The following is a 24,092-nucleotide window of genomic DNA, read 5'->3' as shown; positions in this document are numbered from 1 at the left end:
ATTGATTCACCCACATTCCGATTTTTACACTATTCCTTTGCTAAACGCCTAACTTACGGAGGTGGGGGCTGGACATCCAAGGCAGTTAAGTACCAAGCAACTTATCCCAGAACGTGAAATACAATCCGTAGTGTACAGTGTACTGGCGATGATGTATTGAATGATAGGTTGCCCCGATAAACCACTTCCCCAGCCAGTGGTGAAGAAATGATGAGGGAAATAGCTCGAATCCCAAATGAGACACTACTGCCCATATTGTCATCGTAATCAGTGCCGCCGCTAAGGTGATGAAATGGAGCGGGACGATAAAGATGATAACGACAAAGAAGAGTGACTGTATAATTGCCTCGGGTAGATCAAATGCGAAGGAACTCCACGGGGTTGGTTCTCCCGAACGGTGGTGTCCAGAATGCATCCATTTAAACAGCCAAGGGTGGTGAAAAAGGCGGTGGATAAAGTAAAAGTATGTATCCTGAAGCACAAGCACTGCAACAAAACTAACTCCTATATACCACAGTCCATATTCATCTGGGTTAGTATAGAGGAGCGTTACTCCCAAACCGTACTCTGATAAGATTAGCGCTGCACAAAAAGCAAAAACAGTTGCCGATAAAACCGATAATACGATATCATTCCAGATGGAATCATTCATAAGTGGCTTCAGACGCAAACTGTTGTTGGCGAGGGACTTTCCCAGAACGACATAAAAGAGCCAATAGGCTCCCCCAGCAATCAGAAAGTATCGGACAAGAGTGACTCCAAAGAAGACTAAGTAATAATACTCAAATGAGTGGTTTGTTAACTCCTTCGTAATTTGCAAGTTTCCTCCTTTTTATTTTTAAATCCGACTTCAGCTAGTTGAATTCCCCTCAGAGACTTTTTCAAAGAGGTATACAGCCTTTTCCATGCTGGTGAGGTACATTGAGAATAAGACTTTTGCGCTCACAGAGGCTAATTTCGTCTTGTTACTGCACCTCACTAGACTGAGAAATGCTGTATGTTTAATCTTTAATGAAACTATTGCCATTGACGCTATCATCAATGACTTACTTATGGTCTCACATCTAGTTAATTAATAAAAAATGCCCACAGATAGATTTTGGGCATCTTTCATCAAATTGACGTTTGATATCATGTCCGGTCAAATACCCCTAATAAAAACGCCTGAAACCCTTGTTATTGAATACTTTCCTCTCCATAAAAAGCGGCTCTATCGACAGGAGACCAGGGCTGAAGTTTGCTGAGTAAGGCGGGATCAGGTTGAATGCGCTGAATTTGCCCTTCTACTTTAGGACTATCGGGTCGGAGGGATTGTCCGCAAATGAGTAAAAACGACCACTGATAGGTCTTGCCAATTTCCAGAGTTGGTGCATCAAGGGGCAATTTAAAGCTGACCAAACCTCTCTGGTTAGGAAGTGACACAGTTTTTTGGTAGAAATACTCTTCTGTTTCATCCTTGAGAATAAATACAGCGTCTTGAGCTACTGTTGGTGGGATGTAAACAAAGAATGTGGGACGTTCGGCTACCGTGAATCCATGATTTGTGGCTAATTGGAACGGTGTGACTGATGTTCCCAGCTCACTTGTGTCATTGGGACATACACCACCATCCCGTGAGGCTCCCCCGGCTGAATCTTTGGGCGCTCCTTTCCTGTCGGGAATAAAGGTCGCACTGGCTGTTTCAGACAGGGGTATGGTTTCAGCACGTAATGATACTGCTAAACTACTAACCAGTAGCAGCTTTAGGAAAAGACCTACTGACAAAAATGCAAGCGGTTGAGGTGTATGTTTCCAAGCCATGATAAAAAACCCTCGTGAAGAAGAATGAGTTGTAGTGCATCACAGGGATTTTAAGCGGCATCCCATAACAGACAGACAAATAAAACACGCATTTTACTAAATTAATGGCAACTTGTCTATTTATTTTTGAGTATACCAATCCCCTAGTAAAGCAACTGAAGAATGAGAGAGTACCTACAACCCTGGATGTGTCGCCCCGCTTAACACTTAGTTTTTATAGTGGAGTGTGGGGTCACACCCCTTAATTATTATTAATACCCAGTATAGTATCATAACGTGGAATGAACCGTGCCTATAAACATAAATTCTTCACGTTTGTCAATCCTTAGACAATAGGTAGGGCTTACTGCAAAAACCGGAAATCCTTAAAAATAAAGCTTTTGACGACGATTAAAGTTGATTTAGAAAACGGTACTGTATTAAGTGCAAGTAAATCGCCCTCAAACCCTTACTGTTCCCTGTTCCCTGTTACACACCGAGCGAAGTCGAGGTGTTCCCTGTTCCCTAATCTCAACCGTTAACTTTAATTGTGTCCACCCACTTAACAGGGAATAGCCTTTGCGTCAAAGCCAATTTCCGACTAAAACAAAGGGCGCCCAGTAAAAGGGATGCTGATAATTCGGTTGACGTAGAAGAGTGAGTTGAGCCTGACGCAGGGCTTGAGCTTTACTCACTTGAGATTGGGTGAGTTGTCGATAAAACTCAACCATCAACTGAGCCGTCGATTCATCATTAACTGACCATAAGGTTGCTAGAGTACTACGAGCGCCCGATCGCACGGCTAATCCCGCCAGTCCCAAAGCCGCTCGCTTGTCCCCTGTCGCCGTTTGGCAAGCACTGAGAACCAGCAGTTCAATCGGGTTGGTATTCTGTCGCTGTCTGGCTTGCAGGAGTTGATCCAAATCTTTCACCTTGATACGACTATTCCAAGTGAGCAGAAATGTGTTCTCGGCTTTGGAACTAAACTGTCCATGAGTCGCTAGATGAACCACTGGGAAGGGAGTCGCTTCAATTTGCTCTTGCAGCGCTTGATGGGTAAACTGTTGATTTAAAAAGACCTTAGTCGGAATTTGGGCGGCGATGTTTTCCACTTCCAACTTCACGGCGGGGAGAGCTGGAAAACCGTCCCGCGCCTCGGTGAGTCCAGCAGTTAAGGCTTTCAGTTGCTGAGGAAGGAGCGATCGCGGCTCGATCAGTTGTAATCCGACCGATAGCGCAATATTATAGTTCTCGATCAAATACTGTTGTCCATCATAAAGCGCCGCCATGGGTAAATTCCGCAAAGCACCATCCAGAACAAAAACGAGGGTTTTAATCTCATTCTCTTTTAACTCCGGTTCAATCGGTCGGATCAACCAATCATAAAGTTGTTGGGACAGGCGTAACCGTTCTTTGTTTGACCATACTGGATTTAAGGCTTGTAGTAGCTGCTCAATGGTGCTGTCTATTTGAGTTTCAGCTAACTCCGTTTGAAAATAGCGCAGGGGTTTTCCAGGTAGGGAGACAATAACGGCAAACTGATTAGGCAAAATAATTGGGTAAATCACCGAAGCCTGGGGATCAATCTGGTCAATGGCTTGGCGTTGAACTTGCCAACAGGCTTCCCGAAAGAAGTTCTCTAGTTCCGCTAATCTCAGGGATTCAATGGTTTCACGAGCTTGGGTGAGCTGCTCTGGTGTGGGCTGATTGCTTAAGAGCAATTCCACCAAATTGCGATAAATAGGTTCAACGGTTTCCCGAAAGGAAAATTGCACATCAGGATTAATCGCCACCAAATCACGGCGTAGGGATTGCAGGGTATGAACGGCTTCCCGATTTGCCGCGATCGCACCTGTCAGATTACCTTGATGTTGGAGTATCTGACTCAGTTGCCATTGCCAACGATAGGCGATTTCAGTGGCTTGTATTCCTTGCGCCAAACTTAACGCATCTTCGGTTAACTCTCGCGCCTCTAACCACTGTTGTGTCTCCATATAAAGATGTCCCAATTGACCCAAGGCGTAAGACTCGGCTCTCTTATCATTAAGCTGTCTGGCTTGGTGGATCGCTCTAGCTAACAATTGTGCGATCGCGCCGGGAAACCCTTCAGAACCTTCGAGGGCATGGTTTTGAGTGTGTAGGGGCGGGTTTAGGGACTTTCTGTTAGCTATTGATGGTAACGTTTTGACAAAACCCGCCCTGACTAAGTGTTGAGATAACTCCCCCATCTCCCTCTGCTCCCCTGCACCTCTGCTCCCCATTTTTATCAAACTCTCAGCGAAATTCACTTGAGCATAAACTGCCGCCCGATTTAGGGGTAAATTGGATAATTGAACCTGAACTTGAGGAACTAAAGCTTGAGCGTCTGTCCAATTTTGGGTTTCAATTAGCAGGCTGAGTTGGTTGAGTTGGGCTTCCACTTGGGTAAGAGGGGTGGTTGCTGTTGAGGCGGCTTGTTGATAATAGGCGATCGCATCTTCAAATTCCTGTAACGCTCTAGCTGTATTTCCCAGGCTAAATAGCGTCGCACTTTGCTCAGCGACTGCATCCAAGCGCTGAGTTATTGCCAAACTTTGCTGCAAAACCTGTTGCGATTCCTCCAGATTACCCACCACTTGCAACGCGACGCCCAGACTGCGTAATCCGGCGGCTTTGAGTAACGAATCGGGTTGAGTTTGGAGTTGGGTTTGCACTCGCTCTAAGGTAATCTGCGATCGCCGATAGAGTCCCAACGCTTGTAAAACTTGGGCTTGATTAATTTGACTCCCGAATATACCCGTTTGATCCCCCTCGTCTTGATACGCCTGTTCTGCCTGTTTCCAGGTTTCTAAAGCCGCTTCCATTTGTCCTTGGGCATAGTGGAGACTGGCTTGAGTATTCAGCAGTTGGGCGAGAAGGCGTTGATGATTGGAGGTGGGTTTGAGCAGATTAGCGACTAGATTTAAGCTTTGGGTAATTGCTTGTTCCGCCTCTTGCCATTGTCCCAACTCTTGATAGGCTAAGGAGAGATAACTTAAACTCAGGGCATGGTGGATGCGATCGCCTTGAGCTTGATACGCTTGCATCGCCTGTTGCCAAACCCTAATCGCTTGCCAAAAGCGCCCCGCCGCATAGAGGGCTTTGCCTTGTTCGAGTTGAGTTAAAGCCTTGTCATCCTCCTGAACGGAGTTTATATCCTGTTCCTTGTTAAGAGTTCCCTGTTCCCGACTCAAGACTTGAATCTGAGTTGATCCCGTAAGCGGTATCGGCGGATGCTGCGCTAGGGTGGGAAAAACCCACGTTATCAGGAACAATGTGAGTAATCCTAACCCGATACAGCGACTGAAAACCTTGAGGCGTGAGGAGAATATCGCTATTTTTTGAGTTCGCGATCGCCTGATAACTGTTTTCAGTCTGATTTGGGGCAAAAAAGTCATGAGGGAAAGAATAAAACAGGCAATAGGCAATAGGGGGGAGAAATACTGATTATATAGGGCTTTTAGCAGTTCTTCAGCCTTTTGATTTTTAAATAGACCAGCGCAACCTGCTGTAACAAGCTTTCCTAAATGCAATGGCACGCTCCTTGATCTGAATATCGCCAATTTAGACCCAGAAAATAATTTTTTTAATCTTTAAGCTCAAGTAAGCTGAAGCTTACTAGGTCAGTCTTTGAACCCGTTTTAACGGGTTTAAGCTTTGAGCCAGTAGACGCGGAGCGGCTTCTCTTAGAGTACTTTAGTTCAGGGCTTAATTTCGTTCGAGGACGTGCTTATAACTTAATTTAAGCATTTTGCTGCTCCATACCAGGAACTGTGGGGAGTAACGTCAGGAACATGAGCCACTAACTCAACTTGACCTTGGGAATTAATAATCCATCCTTGAGCTTCTACGATGGGCGAATGACGCTCAGAGAGAGATTCTCTTCTATCTCCCAGACGTTCCACGGTCACGTCTCTACTAGCCCCGTTCCCAGACGTTGCAGGCAACGTCTCTACAGGATCTCCTTCATCTTCATTCAACGCCAGAACCCGTAAATCCTGCCAAAGGGTTCGACCTCGCAGGGTTTGAGTGGGGTCTTCGGGTAAACCTCCTCGTCCAGTTACCACAAAGGAATTGCCTTGCTCCACATCACAAGCTGTAACAATTTGGTTATTGGATTCAGTAAAGTTTTCTGGTAACCGGATTAATCCTTGATTGGGATCAATCGCCTGAATATTGATATTGACGATACCGCTAAATTCTGGTCCTAGGGCTGATGTGGCTGTGATATCACTCTCCGGAGTTAACCGTTCTCGACATTTTCGTTCTCGACATTTTATGCCAAAAATACCAAACACATTAATCGTAACTCGACCTCCTGATCCCGCTTGGGCGTTGGCACTGATATCACTATTGTTCAGGGCGACTAACGTATCGGTATCAATCGTAATATTACCGCCATTGGTATTCTCCGCATTCGTGCTAATTTGACTCTGATTCTGTAGCAATAAATTTTGCGTTTGTAGCGTAATATTTCCCTCTGTTCCCGCCAGGGTTGTCGCTGAAATTCGACTACCGTTGTTTAACCAAATCAAGTCAGCATCAACTCTCAAATTCCCTGCGGCGGCGAACTTTTCACCATTGACCGTGACTTCTGCTCCATCTTGGATGATTAAACGTCCTGTCTCAATCGTGACATCTCCCGCTTCTCCCAATACCTCAGTCTGAGGCGGTGGAATAAAACCACTGGGAACAGAATCAGACGATGCATCAGATCGCAAACTACTGGGAAACTTGCCATCAGCGGAAACACCACTCACTTCCACAGACTCTGAGGCTCGAATCACGACTCGCCCCGCCCGCCCAGTATCTTGCGTGGTGGTTGAAACCACTCCACCATCCCGCACGACTAATTGCCGAGTATAAACCTCAATATCTCCTGCTGCGCCCTCGCCAAAACTTTGGGTATTCAAACTACTCAACTCTTGACCATTTGCTGAAGTCCCAATCAGTTCCACCCGATCTGACGCCTGAATCGTCACTGTTCCCCCTTGAGCGGCACCTAACGTAGCTGCGCCAATTCCCGCCCCCTCTCGAATCGTTAAGCGTTGAGTCTCAATGCTCACAGTTCCCGTGGATTGAGTTGCATCCTGAAACGCATTAGAGGCGATCGCACTTTTAAATCGACCATCGGGTGTTGTACCCATCAGTTCAATCGAATCAGAGGCTTGAATCAGCACATTTCCGCCACGCCCTGTACTAAACGTAGAGTTAAATATTCCCCCCCCTTCGCTCGCCCTTAACTGTCGGGTTTGTACGGTTAGTTGACCTGCATCTCCCTTGCCATAACTATCAGCAAATAGTTCTGAACCCACCAATTCCACCGATTCAGACGCCCTCACCATCATATCGCCGCCTGAACCCGTGCTAAAGGGAGAGGTTGAGATAAAACCACCCTCTTGCAAACTTAATGTTTCCGTATTAATGATTAAGCTATTTGCCGCACCAGAACCGAAACTTAGCGAAAATAGACCCGTACCCAACTCCGGAAGGGTAATTGTTTTCTCCTCAAAAAGTGTATCTAATACCTCTTGTAGATTTCTTATGCCAATAATTTCCACTGATGCAGCATTGACCATTAAGCGACCAGCCGCCCCATCACCAAAGGTAGACGCCGAAACAAAAGCGCCCTCTTTTAGGTTCAATTGTTCCGCTTGAATCGTAATATCACCGCCGTCAATATTACCCTGTGTATCTGCACGAATCTGTGAGGCTTGCGTCAGGTTCACCTGACCACCTTGGATGTGAATAAACCCGCTACCTGTACCACTTACGTCTATGACTGATTGCTGGGATAGGTTAATATCTTGGAAATTTTTCACCTCTTCATATCCCAAAGTGAAGCCATTAATGGTTGGCGTAATCTGGACAAAACTATTCTCACCAACACTACCTAATTCAATTCGCCCTTGGGGTGCTGTCAAATGTCCTCCCGGAAACCGCAGTTCGCCACCGACTAGGGCTAAGGTTTGACCTGAATTTACTTGTAAGCCAGCCGTCGATTGATTGCTGATTGGAGCCGGATTTGAACCAAACTGCAAACCAATCGGTACATTTATTGATAATAAGGGTGGGGTTGAGGAATTGGTGGCGCTAAACTCCCGCCCATCGGGAAACTGAATGCTATTGGCTGTACTGGCTAAAAAGGAGCCATCAACATCGAGTTGGGCGTTCGCGCCAAAGACAATACCTTGAGGGTTAATTAAAAATAAATTGGCGGCATTATTAATTTTAATTATGCCATTAATTTGTGACGTTTTATTCCCAGTAACTCGGCTGATAATATTTTGGACATCCTGATTAATCGTTTCCAGGTTAAAAAATGCTGTTGAACCTTCAGAAACAGAAAAATCCTCAAAACTGTGGAATAGATTATCGCCTACTCTTGTCCCTTGTTGAATCTCACTAATATTACCATCTTCAGTGACCACTGTATTTTGGGGCAATGTGTCATCAGGGATAACCTGGGCATGAGCTATCTTACTCGAAACCAGTAAGTCAACAAATAAATTCCCGGTTAATAAAAGTAATATAAATGATTTTTTCTGAATAAAACTTCCCATAGGTGATTGTTAATTTAAGTCATTACTAAAGTAGGTTGGGTTGAACGGAGTGAAACCCAACCGTATCAAGTTAACTTCTGTTGCCATACCGCTCGGATAACCTCTAAATTTAACTTTTTCTCCCCCTGCTTCCTCTGCTTCCCCTGCTTCCCCTGCTTCCCCTGCTTCCCCTGCTTCCCCTGCTTCCCCTGCTTCCCCTGCTTCCCCTGCTTCCCCTGCTTCCCCTGCTTCCCCTGCTTCCCCTGCTTCCCCTTCTCCTCTATCCCTTGCAGCATTGGCTTGTGTTGGGTCTTGTATCTCGACCCAACCTACTGTTTTATTTAATAACAATGAGATGTTCTGGATGACTCTAGCCCCCTCAGTCTATTATTAGGAATATTCGCCACCAGTTCAACATTACCATCGCCATCAATAACCCATCCTTTAGCCTCCACAATAGAAGAACGGCGAGAGGTCAGGTTTTCCTCTGGATGTATTTCCTCTCTTGTCGATGGGAATTGCTGTCGCTTTTCTCCACGTCCCGTCTCCTCCAGATTTTCTTCAGCCAAATCAAAAGTTCGCAAATCTTGCCAAAGGGTTCGACCACGTAAAATTTGACTGGGGTCTTCGGGTAATCCACCGCGTCCCGTCACGACAAAGGAATTTCCAGTTTCAGCGACACAACCTGTGGCAATTTGATCACTGGGTTCAGTAAACTTTTCCGGTAAGCGAACTAATCCCCGATTCGGGTCAATCCCCTGAATATTGAGAGTCACCAGACCATTAAATTGTGGTCCTAAATCTGATGTGGCAGTGATATCACTATTGGGGGTCAGTTCATCCCGAAACTGAGTGCCAAAAATACCTTGAGCTGTAATACTAACACGACCCCCTTGACCTTGACGAGCATTAGCCGTGATATCACTATTATCGATCGCGACTAAAAGATTGGTATTGATGCGGATATTACCCCCATCACTGTTCTCAGTATTCGTCGTAATCTGACTATTGCGCCGCAGCAACACATTCGAGGCGTCGAGTCGAATATTTCCCTCTGTCCCCGCCACCGTAGCTGCACTAATTGCCCCTTGATTGTCCAGCCAAATCGAATTAGCGATAATATCCAAATTACCAGCAGCACCCGATGCTGTCCCCCTGACGCCAATTTCTGCGCCATCCCACACATTTAACTCTCCGGTTTGAATCTGCAAATCCCCCGCGCCACCTGCACCACTCGTATTCGCTTCAATCGCACTGGGTACGATACCATCACCAATGATGCCAAAGGAGACACGTTCGACACCGGGATCAACACCCGTCGCCACACCCGCCACGGTTACCGATTCAACTGCATTAATCGTTAACGTTCCGGCTGTCCCTGCACTCCCTGTAGCGGCGGAAATTTGAGCGCCATCCTGGACACTTAAGCGTTGTGTGGTAATCATTAAATCTCCAGCGGGTGCTGTTCCCCTTTGTCCTTCTACGGTTAACAGCGATGACGACGTAAACAAACCACTTAAAAACTGACCATCAGCAGAAATTCCCCTCAAGTCCACCGTATCAGCGTTAATCATAAGATTTCCTCCTCGTCCCCCACCCGCCGCCGACGCTGAGATTTGTGACCCATCAGCAACGATGAGTTGACCTGTATTCAGGGTAAAATCACCCGCATCCCCCGCACCCAGCGTTGTTGTGAACAACCCGCCAGGAACAACTGCATTGGCTGGAGTTCCTCTAAGTTCCACCAATTCAGCGGTTACGGTTAGATTTCCCCCTTGACCCTGACTTGTACCGCCAGGCGTGGTGCTTAGGGATGTACCGTCTAGCACTCTCAATTGATTAGCCGTAATTGTGAAATCACCTGCATTTCCTTTATCCGTGGTTCCTGTTAGTAACAGAGACCCATTGGTTAAATCGGCTAACTCCGAAACGTTTAAGGTTAAATTGCCACCCTTACCCTCAGCCAAGGCTGCGGTTAATATCATCGCGCCGTTCTGTACAATCAATTGGTCGGTTTCAATGGTTAAATGTCCAGCATTACCCTGTCCACCACTAAAGCTAAATAAGCCATTACTAAGATTCAGTGGATTAAATGTGCCGAATAAAATCTGCCGTGAGGGTTCTAAAGGAGTTGTGCCAGTCACGTTCACTTGGTCAGCACGAAGGGTCAGATTTCCTCCTGTACCTGCACCAAATGTAGAGGTAGAAGCAAAGGAACCTTGCAGTTTTATCTGATTTGCCTGAATATCAATCCCGCCGCCGTTCACATTACTGAAGGTTTCCGCCACTAGGTTTGAGCCTTGAGTCAGGGTGACTTGTCCCCCCCGCACTCGAATTGTGCCACCACCTAAACCACTGGTATTAACGGCTGTGGCATTGGTTAAGTTAATCATGCCAAATTGTGGTATATCAGAATACTCGAAGGTAAAACCTGGGGTTATTGGAGTTAGATGAACGAGTCCAGAACTTGCCACACTTCCTAATTCAATTCGTCCTTGTGGTGCTGTTAAATTGGCTCCATTTAATGATAAATTTCCTCCCACTAGGGCTAAGGTTTGACCGGAATCGACTGATAAATTACTATTTGCTTGATGAATAATCGGTGCTGGATTTTCACCAAACTGTAAACCAATCGGTACGTTAAGGGTGAGCAGGGGAGGGAGTTGGGGATTGGTGGTGCTGAATTCACTGCCATCAGCAAAAATAACACTATTCGCGGTACTGGCTAAAAAGGAACCATTGATATTAAGTTGTGCATTAGCGCCAACTATAATTCCGTTGGGGTTAATTAGGATTAGGTTGGCGGTGCCATCTGCGGCAAGGATGCCATCTATGATGGATGTTTTGTTGCCTGTGACGCGGCTAATAATGGTTTCTATGTCTAGGTTTTGGGGAGTCAGTTTAAAGATGGCTTGGGAGTTGGTAGGAATAGAAAATTCTTCAAAACTGTGGAGGAGATGATTTCCGGTGCGGATTCCGCCTTGAATCTCACCATTGGTAATGTTGGTGTTGGTTGAAAAGTTATCGTTATCGGGGATTATTTCGGCATTGGCTGTGCTGATGAAGATGAGAAGGCTGAGGAGAAGATTGCTGGGAATCCAGAGGAAAGGGGAATTTGGTTTGGGAAAACAATAGTTCATGATTAGGGTATATCTTTGAAGGAGTAGAGACGTAGCATGCTACGTCTCTACATCGGGGTGGTTTTAGTTACAGATGGGTAAGGTAAAAAATGATAATAGTAAAACCCGCCCCTACATAAAACTTTCTTTCTTACTCAATCACCAATTGTCTGTACTTGTATTCCGGAATCGATGCGATCGCTACCCTTCTACCCTTTTACCCTATTTCATCTAAAAATGATAATGGGCGGCTCATGTTGGCAGCAAAGCCGAGTATTCCGCGATCGCGATGTTCGTACAATACGTTACCGTCGGCGTCAAAGAGGAAGGTTGCACCTCGCTGTGTCATGTAGGCGGGATTGGGAACGTAGGTTTGCCAATGGCTTAACACTTCTACCATATTCCGTAGTCTCAAGGTGGCGAGTTCAAAGGGGCGCTGATATCCACTTCCCCCAGCGAATTGAAAAAATGAGCCTTTGAGTGGGGGTAAAGGTTTTGCTTTCACAACTTCCTCATCGCCAATAAGCTGAGGTGCATTGCGATCGCCCCGATAACCGCGAAATACTTCTGCAAGCGTACCTGGGCTACCAATCCCCGCACACATTAAGAGTAGATTTAACCAAGCCCTTTGTGAGGTAGAAAGTCCCGGAAGTTTGAGATTTAACCCAGGATAGAGGTTAAGCTGGCGATGTAATTGAGCCTCTGGATCAACAAACAACCACTCCGCCGGAAATCCGGTATAGTGACAAAATTGTTTTCCTGAATCCAGATTACCTATCCCTACTGCACGAATGGCGATTCCCTTAGCTTGCAACTGTTCAGCCTCTCGCTGTAACCACCAGGCATATTCGAGTGTGTCAAAGTCACCGAGTTGAGACCAAACGAGTACCAGGATGCGGGGCGCATTCTCGCAGTTTTCCAGGAGCGATCGCGTTATACCATCGCTGACTCGTTGGCATTGAGTTTGATCAATAATAGTGTAGGGATTCATAGTAGGCAAAATTATGATAAGTAAAGATTTTTGTGCCAATGATCACAACAACTGATATCCAATCCGAGCGCGGTTGATTTCAGTTATGATTATTTATAATGTAGACCTGTAGGAGACATTAGTAAATGAGTCTGACTTTAGAGCGTGAAATGCCACCTCTTTTTGAGGATTCAACAGGAGCGATTCGAGTCGGAAATTCAAGGGTTTTGCTGGAGTTAGTAATTCGCGCTTTTCAGGATGGTGCTTCTCCTGAATCCATTGTTCAGCGTTATTCAACACTATACGGTATATCAAGGGTTTCAGAAATCCAAAAATGCACGTTTTTCAGTACCATTGCCCTTAATACGGTTCCCCAAACAAAACTAATGAGCAGCTAAGTTCTTTAATCAATTGTGTGGTAATATCACTCACCCCTAACCCCGCAATAGTACGGCGACGCAAAGAGCGCAAAATGACCATATCCGCTAACTTAGCTACTTTCAAAATCGCCAGCGCCACATCGTCAACTTTAATCACTTGCACCTCTGATTTGACATGCCCTCCCGTGACATTCAGCATATTGATATACTCGTCTTCAATCGCCGCTATGTCAGAAGGTGCTGTTTTAGCCGGACAAACGTGCAGCAGTTTCACCTCCCCTTGATGGGTATCAGCCAGGAGTTGAGCAAATCTCACCGTGCGGATTGTCTGCGGCGAGAAATTCTTCGCGGGTACCAAAATTTTACGCAGGTTGACGGGTTCATCTAAGAGTCGCATTACCGCAACTGGACAGTGAGATGCCCAAAATACTCGGTTAATGATTGTGCCGAACAAACGTGCCCGCAATCCGGTATTTTTGCGCCAACTCATGACAATTAAACTGGCATCTTGTTCACGGGCGGTGTGAACAATTCCAGAGGCGATGTCATTCTCAATTCGCAGTAAAGGTTTTGCATCAGCTTCAAACTCCGAACTAACCGTTAGCGCTTTGTTTAGGAGTCGCCGACTATGACGCAGGTTAACCTGCATCTGGGGTTCGTCCATGTAGGTATGCGCTGGAGAAATGGACAACGGTATAATTTGACCGGATTGATGACGCGCTATCAGGGCTGCCATTTCAATTAAATACCCCTTGGTTTGACTTTTGCTAACTGGCACGACTATCCTAAACGGAGCTGGCTCTTGTTCCTCTAACCGTTCAAAGCGATGATTTTCCCACCAAAGTTTGGACTGGCTAATTTTCGGGCTGGCTTTCGGTAAAGGGAGTTTCGGGGCAAATTTCCCGGTTAATAGAGGACCCAAAATTGAGGTGATTAGCATCAAGACAATGACGCTGTTAAAGACGGTGTCTGTGATTAACCCTACCTGCAAACCAACCAATGCGGCGGCTAGGGTGGCAGCGACTTGGGGGATAGACAGAGACCACATCACCATCATCTCGTTAAAACTGTAACGATAGAGGACTTTTGTGATCGCGGCGGCGAGGAATTTGCTCCCCAGCAATCCCACGACAATTGCTAGGGTGAGCCAAAAACTGGTGGTGAGGCTTTCGATAAACACAGGAATATCTAGAAGTAAGCCCATGTCTACAAAGAAAAAGGGGATAAATAAAACACTACCTACAAACTCCACTTTTTCTTTCACGGGTGAGTTTCCCACCACATCATTAACCGCTAAACCTGCCATAAAGGCACCGACAATCTGATCCACCTGAATAATTTCCGCCCCTACCGACGCCAAAAACACCGCCAGGAGTACGAACAAAAATTGATTGCCCTCATCATCTCCCGTCCGCCGAAAATGTTCCTTCCCTATCCAATCAAAGCCAAATAAAACAATGGCGGTGTAAATGACTAATGACACCAATTGCTGGAGCAAACTATAGACAGAAAAGTCTCCCGCATTAATCGAAACACAGATAGCTAGGACGAGTAACGCACTAATATCAGTAAAGATTGTCGCGCCAATGGTAACAATGACTGGTTCTTTCTCAACTAAACCCAAGCGCTGGACGATAGGATACCCTAACAGGGTATGGGAGGCAAATAAAGAACCCATCAGCAGGGATGTATTCCAACCAAAACCAAAGAATCGCCCAATCATCATACTGGCGACGAGTGGTACGATAAAGGTCATCAATCCAAATACTAAAGACCGATGTTTTTTCTTGCGAAACTGCACCAAGTCAATTTCTAGCCCCGCCACAAACATCAGATAAATTTTACCGATATCCGATAGCAGCTTCATGGTTTCGCTATCAGCATCCAATAGCTGCAACCCATTGGAACCCAGGATGACTCCTGCCAACAGCAATCCGACTAACCCAGGCAATCCCAAGCGCTCGAACAATGGCGGAATGGTTAAACTGACTAACAGTAAAATGGTAAAAGCAACAATGGGACCTTCGGGTAGCCCTGTTTGTAAAAATGTTATCGATTCATTCATCAGCTTTTGGCTAAAAAATTGCCACTATTTTCTCGATGTCTATTCTTAAATTCCCCAAGTTTGCTTAAACCTATTGCTTCGGAATTCTTAGGATCTTGAAGACGGATAGGTAGATTCACTCGCTCAGGAAATTGACTAAATTGTTATTGTCTATAAAGGGTTGATGTTATACAAATATTGTAGCCAAAAGCACAGCATCAGGAAAAATTTACCACAGAATGGACGTGAATACCGCGATCGCAACTGAGTTATTTGAACCCACCCCATCCTCCCTCAACCCCCTACACCCTTGGCATTGGCGCAAGCTTCCTCTGGCTAAGCGTAGTGGTTCACACGTCTTTGAGGCGCTATTTCTCCATCCTAAAGGAGATTCGACACAGGGAATAAATTTGGCTAAAAATTATCACATTGCTACTCTTTTAGAAAGCCCAGTGACGCCACATAATACCCATCTGGCTCGATATTCGATTTGTGCAGGTTCTCCTCGCTTTATTGCGAATCAACCTCAACTATGGACTCCGCCTGTGGGAGACATTCTACCTTTCCTGCGCCGCCTGCTTCAAGTGCAAAAGGCAGAATCGCCTGTACCTGCTGAACTTCCCTTTACAGGGGGGTGGTTAGGATGGCTGGGATATGACTTAGCCTGGGAGATTGAACAACTCCCCCACCTAAACACTAATCCTCTACCTTTCCCCATCGCCTACTGGTATGAACCCGAATCCTTTGCGGTGCTGGATCATCATCAGCAACTTCTCTGGTTAGCGACGACGGATGTGGCTCAACTTGACTCCCTACAACATCAGCTAGAGGAAGCGGATAGGAAGACAGGAGTAAAGAATACACCAGAACCGGACAAAAGTAATCCCATTACTCCTATTTTCCACAGCTCTCAGCACGATTATATGGCGGCGGTGCAGCAAGCGAAACGATATATTCAAGCTGGGGATATCTTCCAGGCGAATTTGTCGTTGCGGTTTGAAGCGTATACTGCTTTGGATAGCTGGTCAATTTATCGAGCATTGCAACAGATTAATCCTTCCCCATTTGCCAGTTATTGGCAAACTCCGTGGGGAGCCATGATTAGCTGTTCGCCAGAACGATTGATTCAGTTATCTGGGACAAAAGTTGAGACTCGACCGATTGCTGGAACGCGGAAACGTGGCGCTAATTCAACTCAAGATGAGCAGTTAGCAAAAGAGTTAATTTCTAATAAGAAGGAAAGAGCCGAACATATCATGTTGGTTGACTTAGAGCGCAATGATATCGGCAAAGTTTGTGAATGGGGAACGGTACAAGTGAATGAACTTATCACTATTGAACGCTACAGCCACGTTATGCACTTGGTTAGCAATATTATGGGAACACTTAGTCCTAAGTGTGACCCGATAGACTTGATTCGAGGTGTATTCCCTGGGGGGACAATTACAGGTTGTCCGAAAGTTCGCTGCATGGAAATTATTGAAGAACTTGAACCTGTCAAGCGTAACTTATTTTATGGATCTTGCGGTTATTTAGATTGGCGGGGAAACCTGGACTTAAATATTTTAATCCGCACGTTGCTGTATAGTAAATCGAGCCCTTCTCAACCTGGAGCAACGGTTTGGGGACAAGTGGGTGCTGGCATTGTGGCTGACAGTGATCCACAAAAGGAATGGTATGAATCTCTACAAAAAGCCCAAGCTCAACTCAATGCGCTGAATCTGCAACTGTAGAGGTGTAGAGGAGATGGGGAGCGGGGAAGCTGGGGGAGCTGGGGGAGCTGGGGAAGCTGGGGGAGCTGGGGAAGCTGGGGAAGCCAACAAATGACAAATTACAAATGACAAATGACAAATAACGAATATTGTCAATCCGCCAAATAGCTGAAAAAATTACGCCAAATGGCTGAGGCAGTAACATCCGGATGGCGAAGACAATTATAGACAACTTTCTTAATAAAATGAAGAATTCGTATCAGGGTTTTCTTTTTCCAGAGTTTATATCACTCCTCTCAAGTGTATCTACTGTCCTAACTGTTTGCTGCCTAACTTACAAAAAAAAATGACAACTGAAGGAAAAGTTCTCGCTATTCTTTTGATGCAATTTAACTTACCTCCTGTTCCAGCCATAAAAGCTGTGGACGCTTGGTTAAAAGAGAATCCTCAAGAAAATTGGGACAGGTTGAAAGAATTATTACACCAGAAAAAAATAACCCTGGTTAACGGAAAACTGGCAACAGTGACTCAACCGAGTGTCCCTGATTCAGGTAATGGTGTCACCTCCTCTCCAAAAGAACAAGCTATCCGTTCTTCTCAGCCACAACACCCGCAACAACCATCGGTGAAAACATTTCGATTTCGTGGGGTCACGTATCAAAAAGTTGAAGTGCCTCCGATGCAGCACTTTACAATGACGCCTCCACCCGTTCCACCGGAGGTTTCCCTACCCAATGCTAATCATGATATTGCAGCCTCTGACCCTCAAGTCGTGAACTTTCATGAATATGCAGAACGCAAGAAGCGATCGCAAGATAATCAGGTGACAGAGCGATCGCAAAAACAAGGTTAAACCATTACCTATTGTCTTTCAGAAACGCTTCTACCTCGCGTCGGGTGGGTTGAGCCGCGATCGCACCAGGTTTGAGTGTCGTTAATCCACCCACAGCACTGGCGTATTTGACCACATCTCGTGCTGACTCTGGCGTCGCTAGACATTTAAGCCCATTCTGACAAAGTTGGTGAATAAAGCCCGCGACAAAACCATCACCCGCCCCTGTGGTATCTTGCACATTCATAGTAAAGGGTGAGAAGGTGTCCTCCTGTTCACCGAGACAGTAGGTTATATCTTGATCTCCATTCGTCACCAAAACTCCTTCAACTGAATCTAGACGATGGGTAATCGCCCCTGCATCCGAGGTATCAAAGAATAACTCCCCTTCTTCTTTGGCTATTTTGAGAAAATCGATTTGCTTGACAAATTCTTCAATCAGTGGTCTTGCCTTACTGGGATCTGACCAAAACATCGGACGCCAGTTAATATCCACTAAAACTTTGACATCGTAGCGATTGGCGAGATCCAGGGCTTTGTAAATCGCTTGTCGGGTTTGGGGATAGGCTAACTCCAGGGTACCCAAAACTAAATAATCAGCTCCCTCAAATAAGGATTCGGGTAACTTAGACGCATCAAGGAAAGCGTCAGCAAATTGGGAGGTGTCAAAATCACCAAACCCAGCAAATTCGCGATCGCCCTTTTCTGAGCGCAGGACGTAAACCTGTCGGGTTGGTGCGGTAGGATGGCGCTGGACACCACTACTATCCACCCCGACATCTTCTAGTAATTGGACAAGTTGGTTTCCTGGCTGATCAACTCCCACAGCTCCGATAAACGCCGCCGGGGTTCCCAACTTAACCAACGCACAAGCCACATTCGCTGGCGCTCCCCCAGGATAAGGCGTCCAGGATTCGACTTGTTCGAGCGATCGCCCCACCTGATTAGCTAGGCGATCGAATAAAATTTCACCGAGGCAGAGAACACGAGGATTAGTCACGGCAATATACACCTCAACTTTTCCCTCAGACTACCAGAGCCTTAACCTTTGGTTAAAAAGAATCTCTCAAACCAGGATGAGTTATGGCGTGTAGGTATCCCATAGTTCGTTAGAATTAAAAAGGCATAAGTAGATTTACCAAGGGCAAAATACCTATGGCTGGTGGCAAGTCAAATAAATCGGTTTCTCTCTCAGACCGGGAATTACAAATTGTAGACCTGGTCGCCGCTGGTTTAACCAATCAGGAAATTGCCCAAGACTTGGAAATCAGTAAGCGCACTGTCGATAACCATATTAGTAATATTTTGCAGAAGACCCATACCGATAATCGGGTCGCACTGGTGCGTTGGGCGTTGCAGTGGGGTAAAGTTTGTTTGAATGATATTAACTGTTGTACCTTACCTCCCCAGCCCAATACCAATAACGATGAGGTGGTTTCATAGCTGGGGAAGCTGGGGAAGCTGGGGGAGATGGGGGAGATGGGGAAGATGAGGGAGATGAGGGAAGTTGTGTAGGGGCGGGTTTCACTACTGGACTGACCCAGCTAAAATAAGACTTTGTTTGTAGTGAGAACTTTAGTTCTCTAACGCCTAGCTGGAGAGGGCTAAAGCCCTCACTACGTACCCAATCTATTGCACCATTTTAGTTGGGTCACGCCACTACTGGCGTGGCACACCTTATTTGGTGGATTAGAATTGTAGGGGCGCAAGGCTTGCGCCCGGTTTAAACGTCAAATCTATTCCACAATTTTAGCTGTGTCAGTCCACTACTATCTTTTGAAATGGTGCGTTACGCTTCGCTAACGCACCCTACACCCGCCCCGACTTGACCAATGACCAATGACCAATGACTCAACTAATAAACCGTGGTGGAAAATTCCCCTCCTAAATCGCTCCGGAGCCATCCGACTCGCTATACTGAGTCTAATCCTTGTAATAGTCCTACTTGGCGCGTGGTTTCTGATGATCCGAATGCCTGGAGAAAGTTATCACGGTGAACTCCCACCCCTGACTCAGAAAGAAATCGCCTTGCAAAATGCGCTTCAGCAAGATGTGGAAAAACTGGCGGGGGAAATTGGACGGCGCAACTATTTGTACTATGAGGGTTTAATCGCGACGACTGATTTTTTGGAACAGCAATTATCAGAATCTGGCTATAAAGTCAAGCGACAGGGATACGAGATTGATAATCAAACCTACTACAATATTGAAGTTGAAATTCTTGGTACTGAAAAACCCCAGGAAATCGTTGTCATTGGCGGTCACTACGATTCAGTCTATACCAGTCCGGCGGCGAATGATAACGGTACGGGCGCAGCCGCAACCTTGGAATTAGCGCGTTTATTTGCCGAAAAAAAGCCAGCTAGAACGCTGCGGTTTGTGGAGTTTGTGAATGAGGAACCGCCTTTTTTCCAAACCGATAACATGGGAAGTCTAGTGTATGCTAAACAATGCCGCGATCGCAATGAGAATATTGTGGCGATGCTGAGTTTAGAAACGATGGGGTATTATTCCGATAAAATTGGTTCTCAGCAATATCCGTTTCCCTTAGACAAGATTTATCCATTACAAGGAAATTTTATCGGGTTTATCGGTAATTTAGGGTCAAGAAAACTCGTTCACAACGTCGTTGAATCCTTCCGCCGCCATGTAAAATTCCCCTCTGAAGGTGCGACGTTACCCCCGATGATTCCAGGTGTGGGTTGGTCAGATCAGTGGGCATTTTGGCAGCAGGGTTATCTGGGTGTAATGGTAACGGATACAGCACCCTTTCGCTATCCTTACTATCATACTGACGAAGATACACCTGATAAAGTAGACTATGAACGATTAGCGCGAGTTGTTGCTGGGTTGGAGCAAGTTATTGCTGAGTTAGCAGGAAATAAAGTTAGATAACAAAATTCAAGGGTTATAGCAGACAAACTCAGGGAGACGGCTTTGAATCGCACTCCATTCTCTGGCTAGATTCGTTTCCCCCGGACGAATCTTGCGTTCATTAAGTTCAGAATGACGGGCATAGAAAACGGCATCAGCAACTTCATTCGGATTATAATTAACAACGTCATATCCATTAGATTCTGGCGGTTGTTCACACTCCCGTGATGTCCATCTAACTTTATCCGCGATCGCACGACGAATCGCTACCCACTCTTGCTGTAATTGAGTTTGTGAGGGTTCAAGCTTCTCCCCTTGCATTTGGGGGTAAAGGCGATAGAAGAAAAAATCTGTCCAAGCGTTAACGGCGGAGGAGGGTGCTTCGGCTAAGAGTCGCCTGCATTCATAAAGAATTTGTTGAAAATCAACATCAGATTGAATATTTTCTAAAGGTATTTTTTTGTAGTTGTTTAGATTGCTGTCATCGTTCTCATCAAATTCCCATGATTCACGGACAGAGTTAACAATTGGTTTTGCCGACGCAGCATCAGTAATGAAGCTGCCGTTTGCTGTACCTCGATAACAATAACTCAATTCAGTTTGATACTTATAGGCATAACCAACGACTAGGTTGCCTCTTTTTTGCAAAATCAGATAATTTTGGTCATCGGAAATGTCTCGGAAAAAATGAAAGCCGCTCGGTAATGCGTCAAGATTAACGCCTCCTCCTGATTGAGCCAACAGATAGCCTTCAGACTGAGCTACCCTAGCTTGAGCTTGGAAACCTTGGCTACTCGATTTGGCGGGCGCGATCGCAGTAGTCAGACTCAGGACAATGAGAGAAATTTGGGTGATTGCGCGGGTGTTCATGTTTCAGCACCCCGATTACTGGACAACAATTGTACTTATACCTTATACCTTATATCCTATATTCTACTAGGACTTTTCTCAAGTTAAAGCTAAGTTGGCTAAGTAACGACATTATTTCTGTTTAATTGCTCGGCTTGTAGTAAGGGCTTTAGCCCTAGATTATACGGTTAAATCGGGCGCACGTCAGTGCGCCCCTACAATGCTAATCTACCAAATTAGGTGTGCCACACCACTACATTTAATAATTCCTGATTAACAATTCATTAATCTGTCCTCGCCTAGTTGATTTACTATTAATAGTGCGTTGTGCCTTTACTCGTTTTATAGGGTATCCTGCATAAGCACTGTCAAAAAAATTATCCTCTAAGTTTTCATTTTTTGGGTCAGAGTTACTCAAAATTAACTTAGCACCCTTCTGATCAAGCACTTGAAAAAAATCTCGTAATCTTAACTGTGACGAATCATCAAAAATTTCTTGAGAATAGGACGTAAAATTAGCGGTTTTGCTTAAAGGTCTATAGGGAGGATCGAAATAAACTAGAGAGTGATTATCCACAAACGCTTCACAATCGGTAAAATCTCCATAATGAATCTGAGTATTTTTCAGAATTTGAGCCACCGCTCTCAGGTTATCTACCTGACAAATTTTTGGATTTTTATATCGACCGATTGGAACATTAAATTCTCCTTTGGAGTTAACTCGGAACAATCCATTAAAACAGGTGCGGTTGAGGAAAATTAGCTGAGCGGTTCTCTCAACCCAGTCTGGGTAATAGGTATGGAAGTCTATTTGTTGGCGCTGTAGATTGAATTGAGAGCGGATTTGATAGAAATATTGCTTTCGTTCCTCGGCATCGAAAGATAAATATTTGTCTTGAAGCTTTAACAGAACTTCAATCAAGTCTTCTACATTTTTCTGGATAGTCTTATACGCTAAAATGAGTTCAGGATTAATGTCACAAACAAAAAACTCTTCAATTTTGCCCAACTGGGCAATATATAGAAATACAGCCCCACCACCGACAAAAGGTTCAACATATCGATTAATTTTTCCCTGAGTTAACTCCTCAGGCAAAATTTTATCAATTTCTTTAATGAGTTGGCTTTTCCCACCTGCCCATTTTAAAAATGGTCTGGCTTGCATGGAATTTTTCATTAACTAGAGAGATACCCTATAAATATTATATAATAATGGAATTTGTCTCATTGTATACCAAAAGCCTAAATAATGGAAGCAATCTTGTACCAAAATTCGTACTTATAATAAACAGTTTTGTCAAGGTTTGAGGAAGGGCGACCCGATTCAATTGAGCGGATTGGAATTGTTCATTTATGCAGCGGGTCGCCCCTACATGCCTCTATTAGCGACTTTTGCACAGTCCTGAAGGATGAATCTATATTGATCGCCAAGCGCTACAGTCGGCTATATGGCGGTGATCAAAATAATGAAGTATACTTATTTTCTTTGTTCCCCATTCCCTATTCCCGAACAATCGTTATCCCTTATATGTTCGCATTTTTACCTATTTTTCCCCTCGCCCAAGCTACCCCTACACCCCCACCCCCAGTGGAGATTGTACAGCCGCAAGAGGTGCGTCCGTTACCGGGACAATTGGATCAGGTTCCTGTTTTCAATAGCAATAGTCCAGAACTTGTCCAAACTGAGGGAATTTTACTCTCGACGTTTCCTGGAAACAACAAAGCCACTCCTAGCGCCCACTTAAATTTTCCCTTTCAGGGACGTTTTGATATCTTTGCCCATCATGTTGCTAAAGCGCCAACACCTGATGATTTACGGACGCTATATTTAGGACTACTTGTGCATAATCCGGGTGAAGAATCGGTCACGGTTGATATTTTGCCAGCGGCTAGTTACTTAAGTCAACCTGATGCACCGTTTATCCAGTTACCCTCTCAAGTTGAGAATCCCCAAGGTACAGTATATGCGGGTCCCGGTAGTCGGGTAATGAGTGATATTTTGAGAGGATATCGCCAAGCTGAGTTTCCGCCGCAAGTGGTGATTCCGCCTCAACAAAGCCGCCTGTTACTCAATTTACCGATTCCCGTGAAATCCTTGGAACCACCGATTAATGGGCGTTCCACGTTAATGCGGTTACGCAGTGATGGACAGGTCTATCTAGCGAGTCTCGCCCGTTATGCACCCACCGATGAGGCGGGAAATGAACGCGCCCCCACCCTGGTAGAATGGCAACAGCTATTGGATACAGGGGAATTAGCTAAACCCCGCGATCGCGCCCCTACTCCACCTGACTCGACAACGGGTAATATTATCTATGGTCGGGTTGCAGGTGTGGCTCAAGGATCACAGTGGCAAACTCAGTTAACTGATAGTCCCACCTCCCAAGTTTTGACGATTCCTGAACCAGGAGAAGCCTTTTCTTACGGATTGAGTACCTTACCTGGTGGACGTTTAGGAACTGATCAAAGTCAGAGTGCGAGGATGCTGGTACGTTATCCTGATACTGCCTATTTTGCCCATGGAAACTATGGAGTGCAATATAGTTTAACCCTACCCTTGGTGAATCCAACTCAGGAGACAAAAACAGTTACTTTATCCCTACAAACGCCTCTAAAACAAGAGCAAATTCAGGACGGATTACAGTTTTTGGAACCTCCAGCAAACCAAGTCTTTTTCCGAGGAACGGTGCGACTACGCTATAACGATGATGCGGGAGTACCGCGAACTGGATATTGGCATTTAGTTCAACGTCGGGGACAAGCAGGGGAACCTTTAGTGACGCTGAACATGCCACCATCAAGTCAAAAATTAGTGCAATTCGATTTTTTGTATCCACCAGATTCAACTCCACCGCAAGTCTTGACAGTAGAAACGTTGGGTGTTAAGTAGGGGGGATCGTCATTTGTCATTTGTCATTCGTAAGAGTTTGAGGAATAATTACAGAACTTAATATGAATGTCGCTGACTTAAGT

16 protein-coding genes and 1 pseudogene are annotated in these 24,092 nt (G+C 45.4%); 6 read left to right on the top strand and 11 right to left on the bottom strand.

Going from position 1 to position 24,092, the window contains the following annotated elements; translation table 11 throughout:
- Positions 1-85: 85 nt before the first annotated feature.
- From RIG66_RS27820 to RIG66_RS27790, 7 genes are all read right to left on the bottom strand, one after another.
- On the bottom strand, positions 86-820 hold the full coding sequence (locus tag RIG66_RS27820; protein ID WP_446382406.1) for a sterol desaturase family protein: 735 nt from the start codon (positions 818-820) through the stop codon (positions 86-88).
- A gap of 356 nt (positions 821-1,176) precedes the next feature.
- Positions 1,177-1,800 carry a DUF928 domain-containing protein gene (locus RIG66_RS27815; protein WP_446382405.1) on the bottom strand — a complete coding sequence of 208 codons (624 nt, stop codon included), beginning with the start codon at positions 1,798-1,800 and terminating at the stop codon, positions 1,177-1,179.
- 563 nt (positions 1,801-2,363) lie between these two features.
- Positions 2,364-5,195 (bottom strand): CHAT domain-containing protein, encoded by a 2,832-nt coding sequence (locus RIG66_RS27810; protein ID WP_446382441.1) that lies wholly within the window; start codon positions 5,193-5,195, stop codon positions 2,364-2,366.
- A 339-nt stretch (positions 5,196-5,534) separates the two neighbouring features.
- Entirely contained in the window at positions 5,535-8,360 is a 2,826-nt protein-coding gene (locus RIG66_RS27805; RefSeq protein ID WP_446382403.1) for a filamentous hemagglutinin N-terminal domain-containing protein, read from the bottom strand.
- 9 nt (positions 8,361-8,369) lie between these two features.
- On the bottom strand, positions 8,370-8,690 hold the full coding sequence (locus RIG66_RS27800) for a hypothetical protein (RefSeq protein ID WP_446382401.1): 321 nt from the start codon (positions 8,688-8,690) through the stop codon (positions 8,370-8,372).
- Complete coding sequence (locus RIG66_RS27795) at positions 8,681-11,479, bottom strand: two-partner secretion domain-containing protein (RefSeq protein ID WP_446382399.1); 2,799 nt, start codon at positions 11,477-11,479, stop codon at positions 8,681-8,683. The genes RIG66_RS27800 and RIG66_RS27795 overlap by 10 nt, the downstream gene beginning before the upstream one ends.
- A 196-nt stretch (positions 11,480-11,675) precedes the next feature.
- Positions 11,676-12,449 carry a peroxiredoxin-like family protein gene (locus tag RIG66_RS27790; protein WP_446382397.1) on the bottom strand — a complete coding sequence of 258 codons (774 nt, stop codon included), beginning with the start codon at positions 12,447-12,449 and terminating at the stop codon, positions 11,676-11,678.
- Between the two features lie 125 nt (positions 12,450-12,574).
- Here RIG66_RS27790 and RIG66_RS27785 point away from each other — a divergent pair.
- Positions 12,575-12,730: pseudogene (locus RIG66_RS27785) on the top strand (DUF433 domain-containing protein); the annotation flags it as partial.
- A gap of 58 nt (positions 12,731-12,788) precedes the next feature.
- On the opposite strand, the gene RIG66_RS27780 reads toward RIG66_RS27785, so the two are convergent.
- Entirely contained in the window at positions 12,789-14,873 is a 2,085-nt protein-coding gene (locus tag RIG66_RS27780; protein ID WP_446382395.1) for a cation:proton antiporter domain-containing protein, read from the bottom strand.
- A gap of 218 nt (positions 14,874-15,091) precedes the next feature.
- Between RIG66_RS27780 and RIG66_RS27775 the strand changes: the two genes are divergently transcribed.
- Together RIG66_RS27775 and RIG66_RS27770 are read left to right on the top strand one after the other, a co-directional pair.
- Entirely contained in the window at positions 15,092-16,585 is a 1,494-nt protein-coding gene (locus tag RIG66_RS27775) for an anthranilate synthase component I (protein ID WP_446382393.1), read from the top strand.
- Positions 16,586-16,910: 325 nt separating this feature from the next.
- Entirely contained in the window at positions 16,911-17,417 is a 507-nt protein-coding gene (locus tag RIG66_RS27770; RefSeq protein WP_446382391.1) for a hypothetical protein, read from the top strand.
- A gap of 4 nt (positions 17,418-17,421) precedes the next feature.
- Here RIG66_RS27770 and RIG66_RS27765 read toward each other — a convergent pair whose 3' ends face one another.
- Positions 17,422-18,396: a carbohydrate kinase family protein gene (locus RIG66_RS27765; RefSeq protein WP_446382389.1), complete on the bottom strand. Its 975-nt coding sequence runs from the start codon at positions 18,394-18,396 to the stop codon at positions 17,422-17,424.
- 155 nt (positions 18,397-18,551) lie between these two features.
- Between RIG66_RS27765 and pedR the strand changes: the two genes are divergently transcribed.
- Positions 18,552-18,839, top strand: coding sequence for a photosynthetic electron transport-dependent transcriptional regulator PedR (gene pedR / locus RIG66_RS27760; RefSeq protein WP_446382387.1), 288 nt, complete (start codon positions 18,552-18,554; stop codon positions 18,837-18,839).
- A 396-nt stretch (positions 18,840-19,235) separates the two neighbouring features.
- On the top strand, positions 19,236-20,291 hold the full coding sequence (locus tag RIG66_RS27755; protein WP_446382385.1) for a M28 family peptidase: 1,056 nt from the start codon (positions 19,236-19,238) through the stop codon (positions 20,289-20,291).
- Between the two features lie 6 nt (positions 20,292-20,297).
- On the opposite strand, the gene RIG66_RS27750 is transcribed toward RIG66_RS27755, so the two are convergent.
- Positions 20,298-21,140 (bottom strand): hypothetical protein, encoded by an 843-nt coding sequence (locus tag RIG66_RS27750; protein WP_446382383.1) that lies wholly within the window; start codon positions 21,138-21,140, stop codon positions 20,298-20,300.
- Between the two features lie 238 nt (positions 21,141-21,378).
- Positions 21,379-22,284: a DNA adenine methylase gene (locus tag RIG66_RS27745; RefSeq protein ID WP_446382381.1), complete on the bottom strand. Its 906-nt coding sequence runs from the start codon at positions 22,282-22,284 to the stop codon at positions 21,379-21,381.
- A gap of 363 nt (positions 22,285-22,647) precedes the next feature.
- Between RIG66_RS27745 and RIG66_RS27740 the strand changes: the two genes are divergently transcribed.
- Positions 22,648-24,009, top strand: a complete 1,362-nt coding sequence (locus RIG66_RS27740) for a DUF3370 domain-containing protein (protein ID WP_446382439.1) — start codon at positions 22,648-22,650, stop codon at positions 24,007-24,009.
- Positions 24,010-24,092 lie beyond the last annotated feature (83 nt).

The organism is Coleofasciculus sp. E2-BRE-01, assembly GCF_040221695.1.
Lineage (GTDB): Bacteria > Cyanobacteriota > Cyanobacteriia > Cyanobacteriales > Coleofasciculaceae > Coleofasciculus.
Note: the sequence above shows the minus strand (reverse complement) of the source record. Positions and strands in the feature narration are given on the sequence as shown.